The following is a 17,400-nucleotide window of genomic DNA, read 5'->3' as shown; positions in this document are numbered from 1 at the left end:
ATGCGCTGGACAGATGCAGAGAGCCGCGCGGTCCTGCGCCGCCTCTTCGATGCCGCCGTGGCAAGTGCCGATCCCGCCGCCGCGGTGCTGCGGCACCTGCCGGAGAAGCCCAGGGGGCGCTGCGTGGTGGTGGGAGCGGGAAAAGCGTCGGCCGCCATGGCGGCGGCACTTGATGCGGCATGGCCCGAGGTCGATGTCTCGGGCGTCGTCGTCACCCGTTACGGCCATGCCGTTCCGGCCGGACGCATCCGCATCCTGGAAGCATCACATCCGGTGCCGGACACGATGAGCGAGACGGCCGCCCGCTACATTCTCGCAGCGGTCAGAGGCCTGACGCCGGATGACCTCGTGGTCGCGCTCATCTCCGGCGGTGGCTCGGCGCTCATGGTCGCGCCGGCCGGCAACATGACGCTTGCCGACAAGCAGACCGTCAATCGCGCCCTGCTGGCGAGTGGGGCGACCATCGGCGAAATGAACGCCCTGCGAAAGCATCTATCCGCCATCAAGGGCGGACGATTGGCGCAAGCCGCGCAGCCTGCCCACGTCGTGACGTTGGTGATCTCCGACGTGCCTGGCGACGATCCCGCCGCCATCGCCTCAGGCCCGACGGTCAGCGATGCCAGCACCATGGCCGATGTGCGCGATATCATCCGCCGCTACGGTCTCGATCTACCCCCGGCAGCGCGCGCGGTGATCGAGGCCGGCGATGAAGCGCCGAAACGCGAGGCCCTGCCAAACGAGATCACGATCATTGCAGCCCCTTCCCTCGCTCTTACTGCCGCCGCTGAAGAGGCCAGGCGAAACGGCCTTGCGCCGCTCATCCTTGGCGACGCCATAGAAGGCGAAGCAAGGGAGGCCGGCATTGTCATGGCCGGCATCGCTCGCTCCGCGAAAACAAAGGGACTCCCGATCCGCGCTCCCGCGGTGCTGCTTTCGGGCGGAGAGACGACGGTGTCGATCGGCAAGGGGCCGGCCGGCGCCGGTGGGCGCAATACGGAATTCCTGCTTGGCCTTGCGGTCGGGCTTGCCGGCATGGAGGGCATCTACGCAATCGCCGGCGACAGCGATGGCATCGACGGCACGGAGGATGCCGCCGGCGCGATCGTAACACCCGATACGCTCGTCCGCGCCCGACTGCTTGGCCTGGACACGCGCGCTTACCTTGCCGCTCATGACAGCTACCGCTATTTCGCGGAACTCGGCGATCTCGTCAAAACCGGCCCGACGCTCACCAATGTCAACGATGTCAGGGCGATCATGATTGCCTGAAGGTGCCAGATGGTCGCCTGCGCGATCTCGTCGCGGGCCAACCTGCAAGTCGAGTTAACCGGCGTCCACCATTGGCGCGATGCGCTCAAGATATGATATCTGCGACCATCCCCATGTGGAGATGATCTCGATGACAGACGTTACTTTTCGCCCTGCGCAAGCCGCCGATCTTCCGGCGATCATTGCTCTCCTTTCCGATGACGTCCTGGGGCAGCAACGGGAGGATCCCGGCTCACCGCCGAACCCGCGCTATGTCGACGCCTTCCAGGCCATTCTTGTTGACCCCAACCAGCTTCAGGCGGTTGCAATCCTGCGCGAAGAGGTGATCGGCACTCTTCAACTCACCTTCATCCCCGGATTGGCGCGCAAAGGCGCCTGGCGCGGCCAGATCGAGGGAGTAAGGGTCTCGGTAGCGCACCGGGGATCCGGCGTGGGGCAGCAGATGTTCGAATGGGCCATCGGTCAATGCAGGGCCAAAGGCTGCAATCTTGTCCAGTTGACAACGGACAAGGAACGGCCCGATGCCCATCGCTTCTACGAGACATTGGGATTCGTCGGCAGCCATATCGGCTACAAGCTTGCGCTGTAGTTCAGCTAGCTCGCCATGGCTTCACGGCGATCGGCACCGACGGTCTCACTCCGATCATGAAATGAGGCCGCAGGATCTGCACCGCGGCCATATTGGCGTGGCGAACAGCCCATCATCCGCTTGAAAGCCGTGCTGAAGGCACTCTCGGATTCATAGCCGAGCGACAAGGCGATAACGGAAATGGAATCGCTGGAATGCGTCAGCCTTTCGCCGGCCACCATCATGCGCCAGCGCGTCAGATAGTCCATCGGCGACGTCCCGACCGTCTCCTTGAATTTCAGGGTGAAAGTCGTTCGTGACATGCCGGCGCGCTCGGCCAGGGACGCCAGTGTCCAGCGATGCGCCGGATCTTCGTGCATCGCGGTGATCGCCACCGCCATCTGCCGGTCCGCCAGCGCGAAGAGCCAGCCGACGCCACCCGTCACTCCCTCCGCCAGGTGCAGCCGCAGCGCCTGCACCAGCATCGTGTAGGCAAGCTGTTGTGCGATCAGGAATCCGCCCGGCTGTCGTTCACGCAATTCCTGCCGCATGCGCTCCATGCACCAGCGCAAAGACTCCCTATCCGCCTCCGTCCGGATATGGACGATCGGCGGCAGCATCGCCAAGAGGACACCAACATGCCCGCCGGTCAGCGTAAAGTGCCCGCCAACGATCGAGAAATCGCCGCCGTTGTTGAGGACGCGCATGCTGCCGTTCGGTCGCGTCGGAAAGAGTTGGCGATAGTCGATAGGCGACAAAGACGGATTGCTTGTCAGAACGAAGGGCCATCCGCGCGGCAGAACAAAACAGTCTCCCGTTGTCAGCCGCACCGCATCGGAAACGCTTTCAACCAGGAGCCAGCCCTGGCCGGAAACAACAGCATAACATTTGATGCCTTCATGCTGGCCGAACCGGATAGACCAGTCGCCACCCGCATCGAAGCCACCGAACATATAGCTACGCGGTTTCAGGAGCGACAGAACATCTGAAAGCGGATCCATGGTTTTTCCGAACGATCGCGAAGATAATACGAACTTTATAGCATAGATCGTTCTTCTTCAATCTCCTAGCTTGGCTCGTGCTGGCTGCGAACGCGGTCATCGACCAAAATCAGGAGAAATCATCATGCGTGTCTTTGTCACCGGCGCCACCGGATGGGTCGGCTTTGCTGTCGTCAAGGAGCTGCTTGCCGCCGGGCATGAGGTGCTCGGTCTTACCCGCTCGGATGCGGGAGCTGCGGCCCTCGCCACGGCAGGCGCCGAGGTCCATCATGGTTCGCTCGAGGATCTGGAGAGCCTGCGCAGGGGTGCCACCGCCGCCGACAGCGTCATCCATACCGCCTTCAATCACGACTTTTCAAAATTCGCGGCAAATTGCGAGTTGGATCGCCGCGCCATCGAAACGCTTGGCGCCGCGCTGGAGGGAACGGACCGTCCATTGATCGTCACCTCGGGAACGGCATTGGTGGCGCCGGGCCGCACCTCGGTCGAGAGCGATCCGGCTGTTCAGCCATCCGACAATTTCCCCCGCGCTTCCGAAGCGACCGCGCTCGCTCTGGCGCTGCGCGGAATTCGCACCGCAGTCGTGCGTCTTCCGCCATCGGTTCATGGTCACGGCGATCATGGTTTTGTGCCGATCCTGATCCGTGCGGCCAGGGAGAAAGGCGTTTCGGCCTATATTGGCGAAGGGCTGAACCGTTGGCCGGGCGTACACCGGCTGGATGCCGCCCGTATCTATCGGCTTGCGCTTGAACGCGGCGCGGCAGACGGCCCCTATCACGCAACCGCCGAAGAAGACGTGCCGTTCAAGGACATCGCCGAGGTGATCGGCCGGCGCCTGAACGTACCCGTCGTCAGCAAGACCGCCGAGGAAGCGCTAGATCATTTCGGCTGGATCGGGCATTTTGTGGGGAGGGACGCTCCGGCGTCGAGCGCGCGAACACGCCAACTGCTTGGCTGGGAGCCGACACAGCCTGGACTTATCGCCGATATCGATCATCCGGCCTATTTCGAAGCCTGAACGGCCAAGCGCGGCAACTAAAGGCACAACAGCTCCCGGCAGGTTACAAGCTGCCGGGAGGCAAGTCGATCAGATTGGTCAGGCCTTTAGCCGGCGGCGATCCGGCGACGGAAATGCTCTGTGCCCTCGACGATCTTGTCCATCAGCGCGTCGAGCGCCCAGAACCGCTCCCGGATATCGAAGTTGATCACGCGGCTATCGGCGCAAGAGAATGTGCCGAGACGCTGATGATAGAGCTTCGCGAGCTTCGGATATCCCATCGGCTCGGCCATGGCGGAGAGAGCGAGATAGACAGAGAGCTCGTCCGCCAGCGCCGGATTGGAGGCGCTTTTCGTCAGCATCCACTTGTAGAGATCCGGGTGGAAATTGGTGAACACACCGGTGAAGCCGCGCGATCCCGCCTTCATGGCGTCATAGGCGATCGCCGCATTGGCGTTGACGATGGCAAGCGGCGTATCCTTGGTCAGCGCCACGCGGCGCTTGACCGTTTCGAGGTCGCAGGACACGTCCTTGAGGATGGCGAAGCGGCCGCTGCTGGCGCAGAACAACAACTCATCGTCCGTCAACAGGCGACGATAGGGCGCCGGGCACTCGTAAAGGCCGAGCGTCAGATCCTTCGGCAGGCGCTCAAGGAGCCAGTTCAGATCGTCGATGAACTTCGTGCCGCCCTCCTTCTTGGCATCAAGACGGTTGGTGACGAGCACCATGCCGTCGACGCCGGTGGCGGCGATCGCGCTCAGCTCGGCACACTGGTCTTCCAGGCTCTCGCTCACATGGCCGGAGGCGATGACCGGCACACGGCCGGCTGCCGCTGTCTTCACGAAAGCGGCAAGCTCGACGCGCTCTTCGAGGCTGAGAAACTGCATCTCGCTGGACTGGCAGACGGCAAAGAGCGCATCGGAGCCGTTGGCGATATACCATTCCACCAGCCTTGCGACGCCGGGATAATCGATCTTGCCGCTCTCGGTGAACGGCGTGATCATGACGGGAACGATACCTTCGATCTTCTTGAGCATAGTGTCAGCCTGCCAGTACTTGCGGATTAACGACATAGGGGACGATCGCCTGCGGGCGGCCGCCAAGATATTCGAGGATATTGCTGACGCAGCGCTCTGTGACAAGACGTTCGGCCATGCGATCCATGCCGGAAACATGCGGAGAGAACAGTACATTGTCGAAACTGCGCAGCTTCGAGGCTTCCGGCAGCGGCTCGATTTCGAATACGTCGAGACCGACGCCGCCGATGCGGCCGGCATCGATGGCCGCTACCAGCGCAGTTTCGTCGATCAATGGCCCGCGTGACGTATTGACGAGGATCGCGGTCGGCTTGATCAAGGCTAGGCGCTCCGCATTGACGAGATGGCGCGTTTCGGGCGTCGAGGGCGCATGAACCGAAATCAGGTCGGCTCTCGAGAAAACCTCATTCAGTTCGGCGCGCTGAGCACCCAGGCTCGCAAGCTGCTCGTCGGAGGCGAAGGGATCGTAGACGAGAACCGTCATGCCGCCCGCGACGCAACGGCGCGCCATGGCGCCACCGATGCGGCCGAGACCGATAATGCCCGCCGTGCGGCCCCAGAGACCCGGGTGGAAGCCGTCGAAGAACCATTTGCCGCTCTTGACCATCGCGTCGCGCGGACCGATGCGGCAGGCGAGCGCCAGCGCCAGCGCATAAGCATATTCGGCGACGCTCTCATGATTGGCGCCGAAGGCCATCGCCACGGGAATGCCGGCCTTGGTGGCGGCGGCGACGTCAACCTTGTCATAGCCGACGCCCCAGCGAGCGACGATCTTCAGATCCGGCGCGGTTTCCAGCACCCGCGCCGTGTAGGGTTCGCCGCCGGCGATAGTGGCGACGACGCCGTCCTTCAGCTTTTCGATCAGTTCGGCTTCGCTCGGCAAGCGGAAGGTCTCGTTGACCTCGACGCTGTAGCCAGCGGCAATCAGCGGTTCGAACAGCGCATCACCGTTCTTGAACTGCTCGGTGTTGACCAGGATCTTTCGTGCTTTTGTCATGTCGTATCTTACCGATATCAGAGGGATGCCGCCGGATCAGGTCCGGACGGCGGTGGTTGAAACCGTATTTTCCAATTGTTTTCTCCCGACCTTGGTGATGAAGAGGACGAGGATGAAGGCAAGGAATGCCGCCAGAACGATGGCGTATATCCCATACTGTTCGAAGCCGGACCAACTGACGGCCATGGCCCGGACGTTGGGAGCGACGAAACCACCGAGAGCGCCAAGCGAGTTGATCACCGCAAAACCGCCGGCCGCCGCGGCGCCACCGAGATATTGCGTCGGGAAGGTCCAGAAGATCGGCTGCGCCGTCATGATGCCCATGGTGACAAAGCACAGGGCAACAATCGCCAGCGCCGGGCTTGCGTGAGCCGAGGCGATGAGGCCGAGGCCGATGGCTGCCAGCGAAAACAGGAAGCAGATGTGGCGCCGACCAGTACGGACGGCCCAGTCCGGATAGAAGAAGCCTGCGATCAGCGCGCAGATCCACGGAATGGCCGAGACGAAGCCGACGAGCAGGCCGACCTTGACGCCAAGCAGGGCTGCGACCTGCGTCGGCAGGTAGAAGGCAACGCCCAGACCGGTGATCTGGATAAGGAAATAGATCGCGGCAAAATAGAACAGCCTCGGATTGCGGATCGCCTTGCCGAACTTCACTTCGCCTGTTCGCGCCTTCTCGGCCTGTTCGGCGGCAAGCGTCGCGGCCAGCGCCTGCCGCTCGTCCGCCGGCATCCACTTGGCTTCCTGCGGGCTGTCGGTCAGATAGAAATAAGCCCAGATTCCGACCAGAACGGTAATGCCGCCTTCAATCAGGAACATCAATTGCCAGCCGTGCAGGCCGAACAATCCATCAAGATCGAGAAACATTCCGGAGATCGGGCCGCCGAAGATCAACGCCAATGGCGAGCCGAAGTAGAAGATCGCCAGGATCTTGCCGCGCGCCTCGCGCGGGAACCACAGCGTCAGATACATGATCGCACCGGGGAAAAGGCCGGCTTCCGCAGCGCCGAGCACCACCCGGATCAGCGAGAAGGTCGTGTCGTCATACGCAAACATCATCAGGGCGGAGATCAGGCCCCAGGTGACCATGATACGGGCCAGCCATTTGCGGGCGCCGACCCGGTGCAGCATCAGGTTGCTGGGCAGCTCGAACAGGGCATAGGTCAGGAAGAACACGCCGGCGCCGAAGGCAAAAGCGGCTTCCGTCACCCCGGTCGTCGCCTGATAGGACTGCTTGGCGAAACCGATGTTCACGCGGTCGAGATAGGCCAGCATGTACATTAGGATCAGGAACGGCAGGATACGCCATTTTGCGCGCGACACCGCGCGGGCGAGGACTGCCGGATCGGTCTTCTGCCCTCGGGTTGGGCCGGTCGTGTTGTCAGTCTTGCTCAATCGATTCTCCATCCCACCGGCCCTATTCAAGGCCTGCTGTTTTATCGCGGGCTCTTCCACGCCCACAAATGTAAGCGCTTACATGTAGAAAGCATGTTTGCATGTCAAGCATGCGAAATGACTTTTCATCGAGAATTTCCGCAGCCATAAGAGAGATGGCGAAGGGGCAGAGATGAACGAACCGATTGAAAGCTCGCAGAAATTGGGTGCGCGCCGCGCGCGCGGCAACAGCGGCCGTGTGAAGCTTGAGGAAGTGGCCCAAAGGGCGGGCGTTTCGACAGCAACGGTTTCACGCGCCTTCAACGAGCCGGAAAAAGTATCTCAGAGCGTGCGGGAACGCGTGCTGGAGGCTGCCCGGGCACTAAACTGGATCCCAAATGCCGCCGGACGGGCGCTGGCATCCAGTCGGACGCACATCGCCGGCGCCATCATCCCGACCCTGGACAATGAGATTTTCGCCCACCAGATCAGCGGCATGCAGAGCGTTTTCGCCGAACGCGGTTTTACGCTTTTCCTTGGCTGCTCCAACTACGATCCGGACGAGGGACTAAAGCAGGTCCAGGCCATGCTTGCGCGCGGTGTCGAGGCGCTGGCAATCGTCGGTGAGAACCATCCCCCTGAATTATTCGCGGCGCTCCAGCAGCGAAAAGTTCCCTATATCCTGACCTATTCCTACCGACCCTCATCGCCGCATCCATGCATCGGTTTCGACAATGGAGCGGCGTTCCAACAAATTGTCGAACATCTCCTGTCGCTCGGACACCAACGGTTTGCCGGGATATTCCAGCCGGAAACGGAGAACGACCGTGTGAAGGCAAGATTGGACGGCGTGCGCAGCGCGCTTACGGCAGCCGGTGTCACGATGGACGACGATAATCTCATGATCGGACCATCGACGATGGATTTCGGTGCGTCGAGCTTCGCCCGCCTCATGAAGCAATCGGCACGATCGCGACCGACGGCCATCATATGCGGAAACGACAACATCGCCCTTGGCGCATTGACCGCAGCCGCCGAAATGGGATTGAACGCGCCCGCGGATTTCTCGATCACCGGTTTCGACGACCTGACGATCTCGTCACGCCTGTCCCCGCGGCTGACGACGATGAAGGTCGACAATCAGGAGATCGGCATACTCGCAGCCCGCCAATTGCTGGCTGTCATCGACGGAACGAGTGACGCACCACACTCGATCGAGGTGCACCCGCAAATGAAGATCCGAGAGAGTACCGGGCCAGCCTGAACGCACGGCGACGGACGCCATGACCATCACGCTCGGTCGCTTCTGTTCTTCGTGCTCAGTCTTTTCAACTTCTCATTCAGCGTTCTGTGGGGAAGCTGCAGCCGTTCCGCGGCAAGGCTGGTCCTGCCGTCGGCATTCCTCAAAGCCTGTTCGATGAGGTTGAGCTCGAACTGATCGACAAGATCGGCCAGGGAGGAATTCTCAACCGTCAGATCGTCCTGCTGATCCGTGTCGGGGCGCCAATCCAGCCCCAGCGCACGGCGCTCTGCCAGGTGCTTGAGCTCCCGCACATTGCCGGGCCACGCATAGGCAAGAAGGAAGCGCGTCTCCTCATCCGTCAAAGACAACGCCTTCCGCTCGAGGCGTTCCGCCATAGACAACATGAAATGCTCAAACAGCAGCAGCGCATCGTGACCGCGATCCCGTAAGGGAGGAATAGCGATATCCGCCGCCGCCAGCCGATAATAGAGATCCTCGCGAAAAAGGCCCCGCGAGGCGAGATCGCGAAGATCCTCCTTGGTCGCGGACAGGATCCGTATGTCGATTGGTATGTCCCGGTTCGAGCCAAGGCGGGTGACCGTGCGCTCCTGGAGGGCGCGCAGGAGTTTCGCCTGTATGGAAAGCGGCATGCTTTCGATCTCATCCAGGAAGATCGTACCGCCTTTCGCGAATTCGAACTTGCCGATGCGGATGCCCGAAGCGCCGGTAAATGCCCCGGTCTCGTGACCAAACAGCTCACTTTCGACAATATCGAGCGGCAATGCGGCACAATTGATTGCCACAAAGGGACCAGCCTGACGCGGGCTGCACTCGTGCAGCAGCCGAGCCACGACCTCCTTGCCCGAACCGGTTTCGCCCTTGATCAGCACGTCGACGTGATAGGGAGCAAGCTGCTCGATGGTGGACTTCAGGCGGGTGGTCGCCTGATCGGCGCCCAGCAATTGCCGCTCGAGCCTTGCCTGGATTGCGTTGCTCTGTTCCAAAGAGACGACCCGCCGGCGCAGGCGGGTCTGTTCAAGCGCATTCTGAAGCGTGCCGATCAACTGCTCCGGCACGTAGGGCTTCGTCAGAAAATTGAACGCCCCTGCCTGAATGGCGGCAACCGCCATGGGAACGTCTCCATGACCGCTCAGGATGATCACCGGCAGCTCCGGCCAGGTTTTTCTGATGACGGCAAGCAGCTCCAGGCCGGAGATACCAGGCATTCGCACGTCCGAAATCACGACATCGATCGTATCCGAGCGAAGAACCTTGAGCGCTTCATTGCCGTCAGCGGCCTCTGTCACCGAGAGTTCGTTGAGCGACAGCCATTGGGCGAGCGAGCGCCGCAGCGCGGCATCATCCTCGATCAGCAATACGCCCGGCAATGCATCCGTCATGCTACCTCCCCTTCCCTTCGCAAGGCGCTCTTGCCGTTCTGCCTGAGGCGCAAGATGAATCTGGCCCCACCGAGCGGCGACTGATCGAAAGACAATGTGCCGCCGTGATCGCTCGCGATGCGATGGGCCGTCGCCAGGCCAAGACCGAGGCCCTCGCCGGGCAATTTGGTCGTATAGAACGGCTCGAACAATTGCGTACCCGTATCGGCTGCAATCCCTGGACCATTATCGTCGACGGCAATTACGCAGCACGCTCCTTCCGCAGCACCGCTGACATGGATGCAGGGCTCTTTCCGGCCCCTGACGGCATCGATCGCATTGCTGAGCAGGTTGAGGATGACCTGCTCAAGTTGCGCGGCGCTCCCCTGGACCTTGAGCCCGGAGCCGATCTCCTGCGAGACCTCGATGCCGAGATCGGAAAAGCGGAACTTCAGCAGTTTCAAATTTCGCCGTATGATGGCTCCGAGGTCGACATCCGCGAAGTCGTCGTCGCTTCGGCGCGCCAGGCGCTTCAATTGATCGGTAAGATCGGAGATCCGGCCGATGACCTCGTTCATCGTATCGATGTTTTCCCCGATGGGCGCATATTGCCGGCGTTTAAGCAGCAGTCTGGTCGAGGCGATGTAGGTCGACAGCGCCGCCAGCGGCTGATTGATTTCATGTGCGAGTCCGGCAAAGGCCTGGCCCATCAGCGCGAGTTTTTCGGCCTGCGAAAGGTTGCTGCGGGTAACGCTCAACTGCCGCTCGGCCTCTTTGCGCTCGGCAATCTCCAGCTCCAGCCGGTCATGGCTCAGCTTCAATTGCTGGGTGCGCTCGGCAACACGGTGTTCAAGTTGCTCGAAGGCGCGCCTTGCCGCCTGCCGGCCGCGTCGCCTTTGCACGGCGATGGTAATGCCGGCCAAAACCAGCAGGCCCGCAAGCGCCGTGGCAATGGCGACGATGTCCTCCTGGCGCCTGATGTCGGTGAGATCCGCGAAATAGATTAGCGTCCAGCCCTTTTCGCCGAATGGTGCGGCAACCTGCAGGCGCTGTTCCGATGTGTCGTCGTTTTCAACCGTCGCCAGATCGAAACCCGATGATTGCTGAACCCTGATCTTTGGCGTGAGCGCCGCGTCGCCATAGCGGCGTTCCAGCTTCAGCTGCGCCAAGGCCGTGGGCGAAATCGGCGATGTGGCCGTGTATCGCCAATCCGGCTGCGACGACAGGAAGATGATGCCTTCGCTATCCGCCATGGCAACATGCTCGGATGCATCCCGCCACTGCTTCTCGACGGGCAGGAGATCGATCTTGACGATGGAGACGCCGACGACCTTGTCCTCGACCTTGATCGGGACGGAGAGGAAATAGCCAGGTTGCCCTGTGGTCGTGCCGATAGCGTAGTAACTACCGTTGCCATTGGCCATCGCATCGCGAAAATACGGCCGGTAGCTGTAATCATGGCCAACGAAACTGTCGAGCGTATCATAGTTGCTGGCGGCGATCGTCAATCCCTTCGTATCGGTGACGTAGAGCGCCACCGCGCCGGATGCGTTCGACAGGCGGGCCAGGAAGCGATTGATGTCCGGCCGCTTGGCCTCGGCCATTCCGGCGCGGAACAGATCCTCGATTTCGCTGGAGCGTGCCACGACATCGGGCAGATAGCGAAACCGCTCAATGCGGGCCGAAAGCGTGGCCGAGATAAGTCTGAGCCGCTCATGCGACTGCGCCGCCGCCTCACGCAGCCCATATTTCCGCGTGGCGTCCTGAACAAGCCCCGGTATGCCGACACCGAGTAGCGCGAACACAAATGCGAGTATCAGGTATTTCCATCGCAATGATGCTCCCCCAAACTGTACCCCAATCTCCTGATCATAGCAGGATCGGTCGCGCGGCAAAGTAGTATCCGTGTACGCCCTTGATCGCGCGACATTTCGATCCATCAGTCCAGGGTAAGACCCTGGCGCTCGTCCGATGCAAAACGGTCCTGCTCTGCGTGGACTATCTGCGCCAGTTCCCGCTTGATCTCGTTGAATTCGACGGAATTGGTGTCCCGCGGATAGGGCAATTCGATACGGATATCCCTTTTGATCGTGCCCGGCCGATAGGTGAGGATGACGACGCGCGAACCGAGATAGATGGCTTCCTCAATGGAATGTGTGACAAAAACGATGGTCTTGCCGACCGCCTGCCAGATGCGCAGAAGTTCATCCTGCAGCGAGCGCCGTGTCAGCGCATCGAGGGCGCCGAACGGCTCATCCATCAGCATGATCGGAGGATCGAGCGCCAGAACGCGGGCAATCGCCACGCGCTGGCGCATGCCGCCGGAAAGATCCTTGGGGAAGCGCTGGCGGAATTCCTTCAGCCCCAAGAGGTCCAGAAGCTGCGTAACGGTCTCGGCGATCTGTTGCTTCGCTAGCCCGCGTATTTCCAGTCCGAAGGCGATATTGCGCTCGACCGTCATCCAGGGAAACAGCGCATATTCCTGAAACACCATGCCACGATCGGGACCGGGGGCCGTGACGGCTTTGCCGGAGACTTCCAACGTCCCGGCAGTCGGCAGGGAGAAGCCAGCGATGGCGTTGAGCAGGGTGGACTTGCCACAGCCGGAAGGGCCGAGAAGGCAGACGAATTCGCCAGCATTGATTTCGAGATCAATGTCTTTCAGCGCCGTGACGGTAGCCGGCTCCTTGCCGAAGATCTTATTTACGCCGCGCGCAAAAATCTGAGGCGCAGAGGTAGCACCGGCCAACGAGGCAAGGTTTACGGGGATGATCGACATAAAATTCCTCCCATTGCGGACATTGACGGATCAACGCCATCGGGCCGGTCCGCGTCCCATCCATCGGGGCAGGCGGACTGGCAGATTAAAGACTGTCAGGCTCATAGCTCCGGCTAGGACTCGATCCCGCGATGCCAGCGCAACAGGTGGCTGTTCAGCCGGTTGACGCCAATATCGATGGCAAGGCCGAGCAGCCCGATCGCGATCATCCCGGCAATCACTTTGTCCGACCACATATATTCCCGGGCCTCGAGAATCCGGTATCCAAGGCCGCTGTTCACCGCGATCATTTCAGCGACGATGACGACGATGAAGGCCGTGCCGATACCGATCCGCATACCGGTGAGGATATAGGGCGTGGCGGCCGGCAGGATGACGCGCCGGAACAGGGTAAGCCTGTCGGCGCCGAGATTGGTGGCGGCGCGGACATAGATGCTGTCGACGTTGCGAACGCCACTGATCGTGTTGATCAGCACCGGGAAGAAGGCTCCGATGGCAATCAGGAAGATCGCTGGCGGATTGCCGAGACCGAACCAGAGGATCGCCAGCGGAATATAGGCGATCGGCGGGATCGGCCGCAGGAACTGGATGACCGGGTTCAGATATCGCTCGATCGTCTTATCCGTGCCCATCAGCAATCCGAGGGGAAGCGCAAGCCCCGCCCCGACGGCAAAGCCCAGAACGACGCGCTGCAGGCTCGCCAGCAGATCGCCCAGAAGCTCGCTCGACATGATCCAGGCACCGATACCGCCGGCCTCCTGGAAGGTTTCCTCGGGCATGAGATAGAGCCACAGCCGCTCCATGATCGCCACAGGAGACGGCAGGATCTCCGGCCTGACCAGGCCGAAGATCGACATCAATTGCCATATGGTCAGCAAGACGACCGGAACGGCGAGGTTTTGCAACAGCCGCTTGATCATTTCAGGGCGTCCTCCAGAAGGTCCGTCTTCACCCAATCGGTCGCCTTCGGCGGATTGACGAGCTTGCCGACGCCGTACTTCATCATCAGGTCGGTGGTGATCTGGACGTGTTCGGGCGTGATCTCGTAGCTGTAGGGCGAGTTCCCGATGGCGTCCTTGAAGTCCTCAGGCGTGATCTGGCCCTTGAACATGTCGTTGATGACATATTTCTCCGCCAGGTCCGGCTTGTCGATGAAGGTCTTGGTTGCTTCAACAAAGAGCTTCATGGTGCGCTCGGCAACGTCACTCTTCTTGTAGAACTCTTCCGAGAAGACCAGTGAGCGAACGGGCATTCCCATCGGCGTGTCGTAGGGCTTGAGGATCTCGACGCCGAAGGCCTTGTTGATGGCTTGGCTTGCCTGCGGCTCCGACTGGCTCATCGCGTCGATATCACCGGCCATCAGCGCCTGATTGAGGTCGGCATAGGCCATATAGAGGATCTGGACATCCTTGCCGGGCTTTTCCGACCAGGTAAGGCCGACCTTGTCGAGTTCGGCAAGCAGCACCAGTTCCTGGGCACCGCCGCGGGCAACACCAACCTTCTTGCCCTTGAACTCGGCAATCGAGGTGATCCCCGATTTGGTTCCCGCCACGATGCGCGCACCGCCCTTGGCAAAGCCGGCGACGGCGTAGATCGGCACACCCTTGGCGCGGCCGGCAATCGCCGCATCAACGGCACTCGCGGCAACATCTACCTCGCCGGCCACGATGGCGGGCAGGATGTCGATACCCTTGGCGAAGAACCGCTCCTCGATTTCCAGATCGTATTTCGGAGCCAGCTCCTTCATGTAGGAGATCGCACCGTAATGGGCGAATTTAAGATTGCCGAGCCGGACCTTATCGGCGGCGTTCACGGATGTTGCTACCATAAGGGCAACGGCGGCCAGCAACAGCCGGCACTTCAAATGTCTCATGTTTTCCTCCCAAAAACACCAATCCGACAGTCGGATTAGTAAATTGAGAGCAAGAGGCGTGCCAGTTGCCATCGCGATGGTTGCACGACGGCAAGAAACGGCCCCCTTGCGCCTTACATGGATATTAACATCCTGAAATCATGTCTGCTTCGCCTTCGACGGGAAGATGGCATCAAATCGATCCGACATTGCCTCTTATCCTGGCGACCGGCGCTTCCGGCAAAAAATTGCCAGCTTCGATTTATGTCGAGCAAGATATTGCTCGCCCAAGGCGAGCATCTCCTTCCGATATTCCATACGCAATGAGGTCATTTCCAGGCGCCACATCTTGTGAAAATAATTTCTATAAAATTACTAGACAACAGAAAGACTGGTCTTTCTAGTCGGCATCACCGCGAACTAAGCTTCGGGCATGATCGATTGATGAGACAGGCGAGGAAGAAGTATGTCTGCTGAATTCATAAGCGTTACGTTCACCAACCCCTCCACCGAAATAAATCCACTGCCGCAGCCTGCAATAGATCCGCGCTTTCTGGTGCGATATGCGCGCTCACTTGACGACTACGGCTTCAATTATACCTTGGTCCCTTACGACTCCTCCTCATTCGATCCGTTCACGATCGGCGCGACCATCGCGGCCCATACGAAGAACATCAAGATCATCATCGCGCTGCGCCCGAACACACTCTATCCGACGGTGGCGGCAAAGGCGCTGGCCACACTCGATCAGCTGAGCGAAGGCCGGGTCGTCGTCCACTTCATCGCCGGCGGCAGCGATGTCGAGCAGGCGCGCGAAGGCGATTTCCTGACCAAGGAGCAGCGCTACGAGCGGCTCGAGGAATATATCCGCATCCTCAGGCGCGCCTGGGAATCGCCTGAGCCCTTCGACTTCGACGGGCGCTACTACCAGTTCAAGCAGTTCAGCAACCAGGTCCGCCCGGTAAACGGCAAGATCCCGGTTTCGGTCGGCGGCTCGTCCGATGAAGCCTACCGGATCGGCGGCGCTCTCGCGGACATTTTCGGCCTTTGGGGCGAGCCTCTGGCCGAGACGAAGGAGCAGATCGACCGCATCAACGCCGAGGCCAAACGCGCAGGGCGCACCGATCGCCCGCGCATCTGGGTGACGTTCCGGCCGATCGTCGCCGAAACCGATGAACTGGCCTGGGCCAAGGCGCATCGCGTGCTGGAATCTCTACAAGAAAACCGCGCCAAGGGTCTCGGCAAGGCCCCGGCATCGGCACCGCCGCCGCAAAATGTCGGCTCGCAGCGCCTGCTCGATATCGCCGCACGCGGCGAGGTACATGACCGGGCGCTCTGGTACCCGACCGTGACGGCAACGAATGCGCGGGGTGCCTCAACGGCGCTCGTGGGATCCCCGCAGACCATCGCCGACTCGATCCTCGACTATATCGACCTTGGCGCCGATCTGATCTCGATCCGCGGCTACGATAACCTCAACGATGCCATCGACTATGGCCGCTATATCCTGCCACTGGTCAGGTCCGGAATAGACGGGCGAGCCGCGCAGCAGCGAAATGTTGCCTGAGGACGGCGACATCAGAGGATTAAGCCTGTCGCCCTGAATGGCGGCAGCTTCGTTCGTCACCACCAGCATCAAGACCAAATTCAACGTGCGGTAAGCAAGCACGCATGAAGCATCGCGCATTTCTTCAATCGGAAAGGGCTCATCAGAGTGTCCCATAGCACGATCGATTTGACGGATCTTACCCGTACCCTGTCCGACGCGGCACCTGCCGCGGACGCGACAGGCGCCTTTCCCTGGGTGGGTATCCAGGCAGTGCACAAGAGCGGCCTCCTCGAAAGCACAGTCGGGACGCGCTTCGGGGGCACCGGCGCCTCTCTTGCCGAGACCGGCCGGATTCTCGCGGCACTGGGGCGCGGAGATCCTTCGGTGGCGTTGATCAGCGCGATGACGATCTTCACGCATCTCGGCGAGGCCAGCCGCAACCGATGGCCGGAAGGCCTCTATCGCCGTCTGCTTAATGAGGCGAAGGAGCGCCCCATCCTGCTCAATGCGGCACGTGTGGAGCCCGATCTCGGATCGCCCGCGCGCGGCGGCTTGCCGGATACGCTGGCGCGGCGCTCGCCGCATGGCTGGTCCATCACCGGCAAGAAACGCTTCGTCACCGGCGCTCTCGGACTGACGCATTTTCTCGTCTGGGCTCGCACCGACGAGGAGCCGCAGCGCGTGGGCACCTTCGTGGTCCCCTCCGGCTTGCCGGGAATTAACGTCATCGAGAACTGGCGGAGCCTCGGCATGCGCGCCAGCGGTTCGCATGATGTGGAGTTCACCAATGTCGAGATCCCACGCGAGGATGTGCTTGATCTGACGGATATTGCCGCAGGCACGCAGGACAATCGCGCCCATGCCAGCATGACCCTGGCGCTCACCGCCATTTACCTCGGCGCGGCAGAGGCGGCCCAGGAAGCCTTCGTCCGCTTCGCCCATGAGCGCGTGCCGTCCAATCTCGGCTATCCGATTGCCCGCACGGAACGCTTCGTCACGCTTGCCGGAGAGATCGACCTTCAGGTCTCCGGTGCAAGACAGATCATCTTCGACGCCCTGGATTACGGCCTCGACAGCCCGGAAAGGCTGATCCGTGCCCGTCTTCTGGCCGGCCGGCAAATTCGCCAGGCCGTGCAGCTTGCCGTCGGCGCACTCGGCAATCCCGGCCTCAGCGCGGATGTGGGCATTGAGCGACACTTCCGCGATATCCAGTCCGTCCTCGTGCACGCCCCGCAGGAGGATACGGCCATTTCCATCCTCGGACGCGCTGCACTTGAACAAAGCGCAAAGACGCAACGCCCGCCGGAGCTTTCTCCCACGCTTGTCTCCCGATCCATTCTCAAAACCGGCTGATC

General features: G+C 61.1%; 15 protein-coding genes. 6 read left to right on the top strand and 9 right to left on the bottom strand.

What is annotated here, in order from left to right:
* Window positions 1–1,269 carry a glycerate kinase type-2 family protein gene (locus RRH01S_RS09065; protein ID WP_042470998.1) on the top strand — a complete coding sequence of 423 codons (1,269 nt, stop codon included), beginning with the start codon at window positions 1–3 and terminating at the stop codon, window positions 1,267–1,269.
* 130 nt (window positions 1,270–1,399) lie between these two features.
* A complete protein-coding gene (locus RRH01S_RS09060; RefSeq protein WP_037222649.1) occupies window positions 1,400–1,858 on the top strand; it encodes a GNAT family N-acetyltransferase in 459 nt (152 codons plus the stop codon).
* 5 nt (window positions 1,859–1,863) lie between these two features.
* Here the strand turns inward: RRH01S_RS09060 and RRH01S_RS09055 are convergent, their stop codons facing one another.
* Complete coding sequence (locus RRH01S_RS09055; protein WP_042470996.1) at window positions 1,864–2,838, bottom strand: AraC family transcriptional regulator; 975 nt, start codon at window positions 2,836–2,838, stop codon at window positions 1,864–1,866.
* Window positions 2,839–2,962: 124 nt separating this feature from the next.
* Between RRH01S_RS09055 and RRH01S_RS09050 the strand changes: the two genes are divergently transcribed.
* Window positions 2,963–3,856, top strand: coding sequence for an SDR family oxidoreductase (locus tag RRH01S_RS09050; protein ID WP_012649444.1), 894 nt, complete (start codon window positions 2,963–2,965; stop codon window positions 3,854–3,856).
* Between the two features lie 86 nt (window positions 3,857–3,942).
* Here RRH01S_RS09050 and RRH01S_RS09045 read toward each other — a convergent pair whose 3' ends face one another.
* Genes RRH01S_RS09045 through RRH01S_RS09035 form a run of 3 tightly spaced genes read right to left on the bottom strand, consistent with a single transcriptional unit; the run spans window position 3,943 to window position 7,264 of the window.
* Entirely contained in the window at window positions 3,943–4,872 is a 930-nt protein-coding gene (locus RRH01S_RS09045; protein ID WP_012649443.1) for a dihydrodipicolinate synthase family protein, read from the bottom strand.
* A 4-nt stretch (window positions 4,873–4,876) separates the two neighbouring features.
* On the bottom strand, window positions 4,877–5,869 hold the full coding sequence (locus tag RRH01S_RS09040; protein WP_037222648.1) for a phosphoglycerate dehydrogenase: 993 nt from the start codon (window positions 5,867–5,869) through the stop codon (window positions 4,877–4,879).
* A 36-nt stretch (window positions 5,870–5,905) separates the two neighbouring features.
* Window positions 5,906–7,264, bottom strand: coding sequence for an MFS transporter (locus RRH01S_RS09035; protein ID WP_234711671.1), 1,359 nt, complete (start codon window positions 7,262–7,264; stop codon window positions 5,906–5,908).
* Window positions 7,265–7,436: 172 nt separating this feature from the next.
* On the opposite strand from RRH01S_RS09035, the gene RRH01S_RS09030 reads away from it, so the two are divergent.
* Window positions 7,437–8,507 carry a LacI family DNA-binding transcriptional regulator gene (locus RRH01S_RS09030; RefSeq protein ID WP_012649440.1) on the top strand — a complete coding sequence of 357 codons (1,071 nt, stop codon included), beginning with the start codon at window positions 7,437–7,439 and terminating at the stop codon, window positions 8,505–8,507.
* A 26-nt stretch (window positions 8,508–8,533) separates the two neighbouring features.
* Here the strand turns inward: RRH01S_RS09030 and RRH01S_RS09025 are convergent, their stop codons facing one another.
* The 5 genes from RRH01S_RS09025 to RRH01S_RS09005 form a co-directional block, all read right to left on the bottom strand.
* Entirely contained in the window at window positions 8,534–9,886 is a 1,353-nt protein-coding gene (locus RRH01S_RS09025) for a sigma-54-dependent transcriptional regulator (protein ID WP_012649439.1), read from the bottom strand.
* Window positions 9,883–11,700 carry a sensor histidine kinase gene (locus tag RRH01S_RS09020; protein ID WP_037222646.1) on the bottom strand — a complete coding sequence of 606 codons (1,818 nt, stop codon included), beginning with the start codon at window positions 11,698–11,700 and terminating at the stop codon, window positions 9,883–9,885. The genes RRH01S_RS09025 and RRH01S_RS09020 overlap by 4 nt, the downstream gene beginning before the upstream one ends.
* A 104-nt stretch (window positions 11,701–11,804) precedes the next feature.
* Window positions 11,805–12,644 (bottom strand): ABC transporter ATP-binding protein, encoded by an 840-nt coding sequence (locus RRH01S_RS09015; protein WP_012649437.1) that lies wholly within the window; start codon window positions 12,642–12,644, stop codon window positions 11,805–11,807.
* Window positions 12,645–12,757: 113 nt separating this feature from the next.
* Window positions 12,758–13,564, bottom strand: coding sequence for an ABC transporter permease (locus RRH01S_RS09010; RefSeq protein ID WP_012649436.1), 807 nt, complete (start codon window positions 13,562–13,564; stop codon window positions 12,758–12,760).
* The gene (locus tag RRH01S_RS09005; protein WP_012649435.1) at window positions 13,561–14,517 is read right to left on the bottom strand and encodes an ABC transporter substrate-binding protein; all 957 of its coding nucleotides are present in this window, start codon (window positions 14,515–14,517) and stop codon (window positions 13,561–13,563) included. Before RRH01S_RS09005 ends, RRH01S_RS09010 begins: the two co-directional genes overlap by 4 nt.
* Window positions 14,518–14,962: 445 nt before the next feature.
* On the opposite strand from RRH01S_RS09005, the gene RRH01S_RS09000 reads away from it, so the two are divergent.
* Window positions 14,963–16,063, top strand: coding sequence for an LLM class flavin-dependent oxidoreductase (locus RRH01S_RS09000; RefSeq protein ID WP_007690545.1), 1,101 nt, complete (start codon window positions 14,963–14,965; stop codon window positions 16,061–16,063).
* Window positions 16,064–16,210: 147 nt separating this feature from the next.
* Window positions 16,211–17,398: an acyl-CoA dehydrogenase family protein gene (locus tag RRH01S_RS08995; protein ID WP_012649433.1), complete on the top strand. Its 1,188-nt coding sequence runs from the start codon at window positions 16,211–16,213 to the stop codon at window positions 17,396–17,398.
* Window positions 17,399–17,400 lie beyond the last annotated feature (2 nt).

Origin of the sequence: Rhizobium rhizogenes NBRC 13257, assembly GCF_000696095.1 — a bacterium.
Taxonomy (GTDB): domain Bacteria; phylum Pseudomonadota; class Alphaproteobacteria; order Rhizobiales; family Rhizobiaceae; genus Rhizobium; species Rhizobium rhizogenes.
This window is presented reverse-complemented; position numbering and strand designations above follow the sequence as displayed.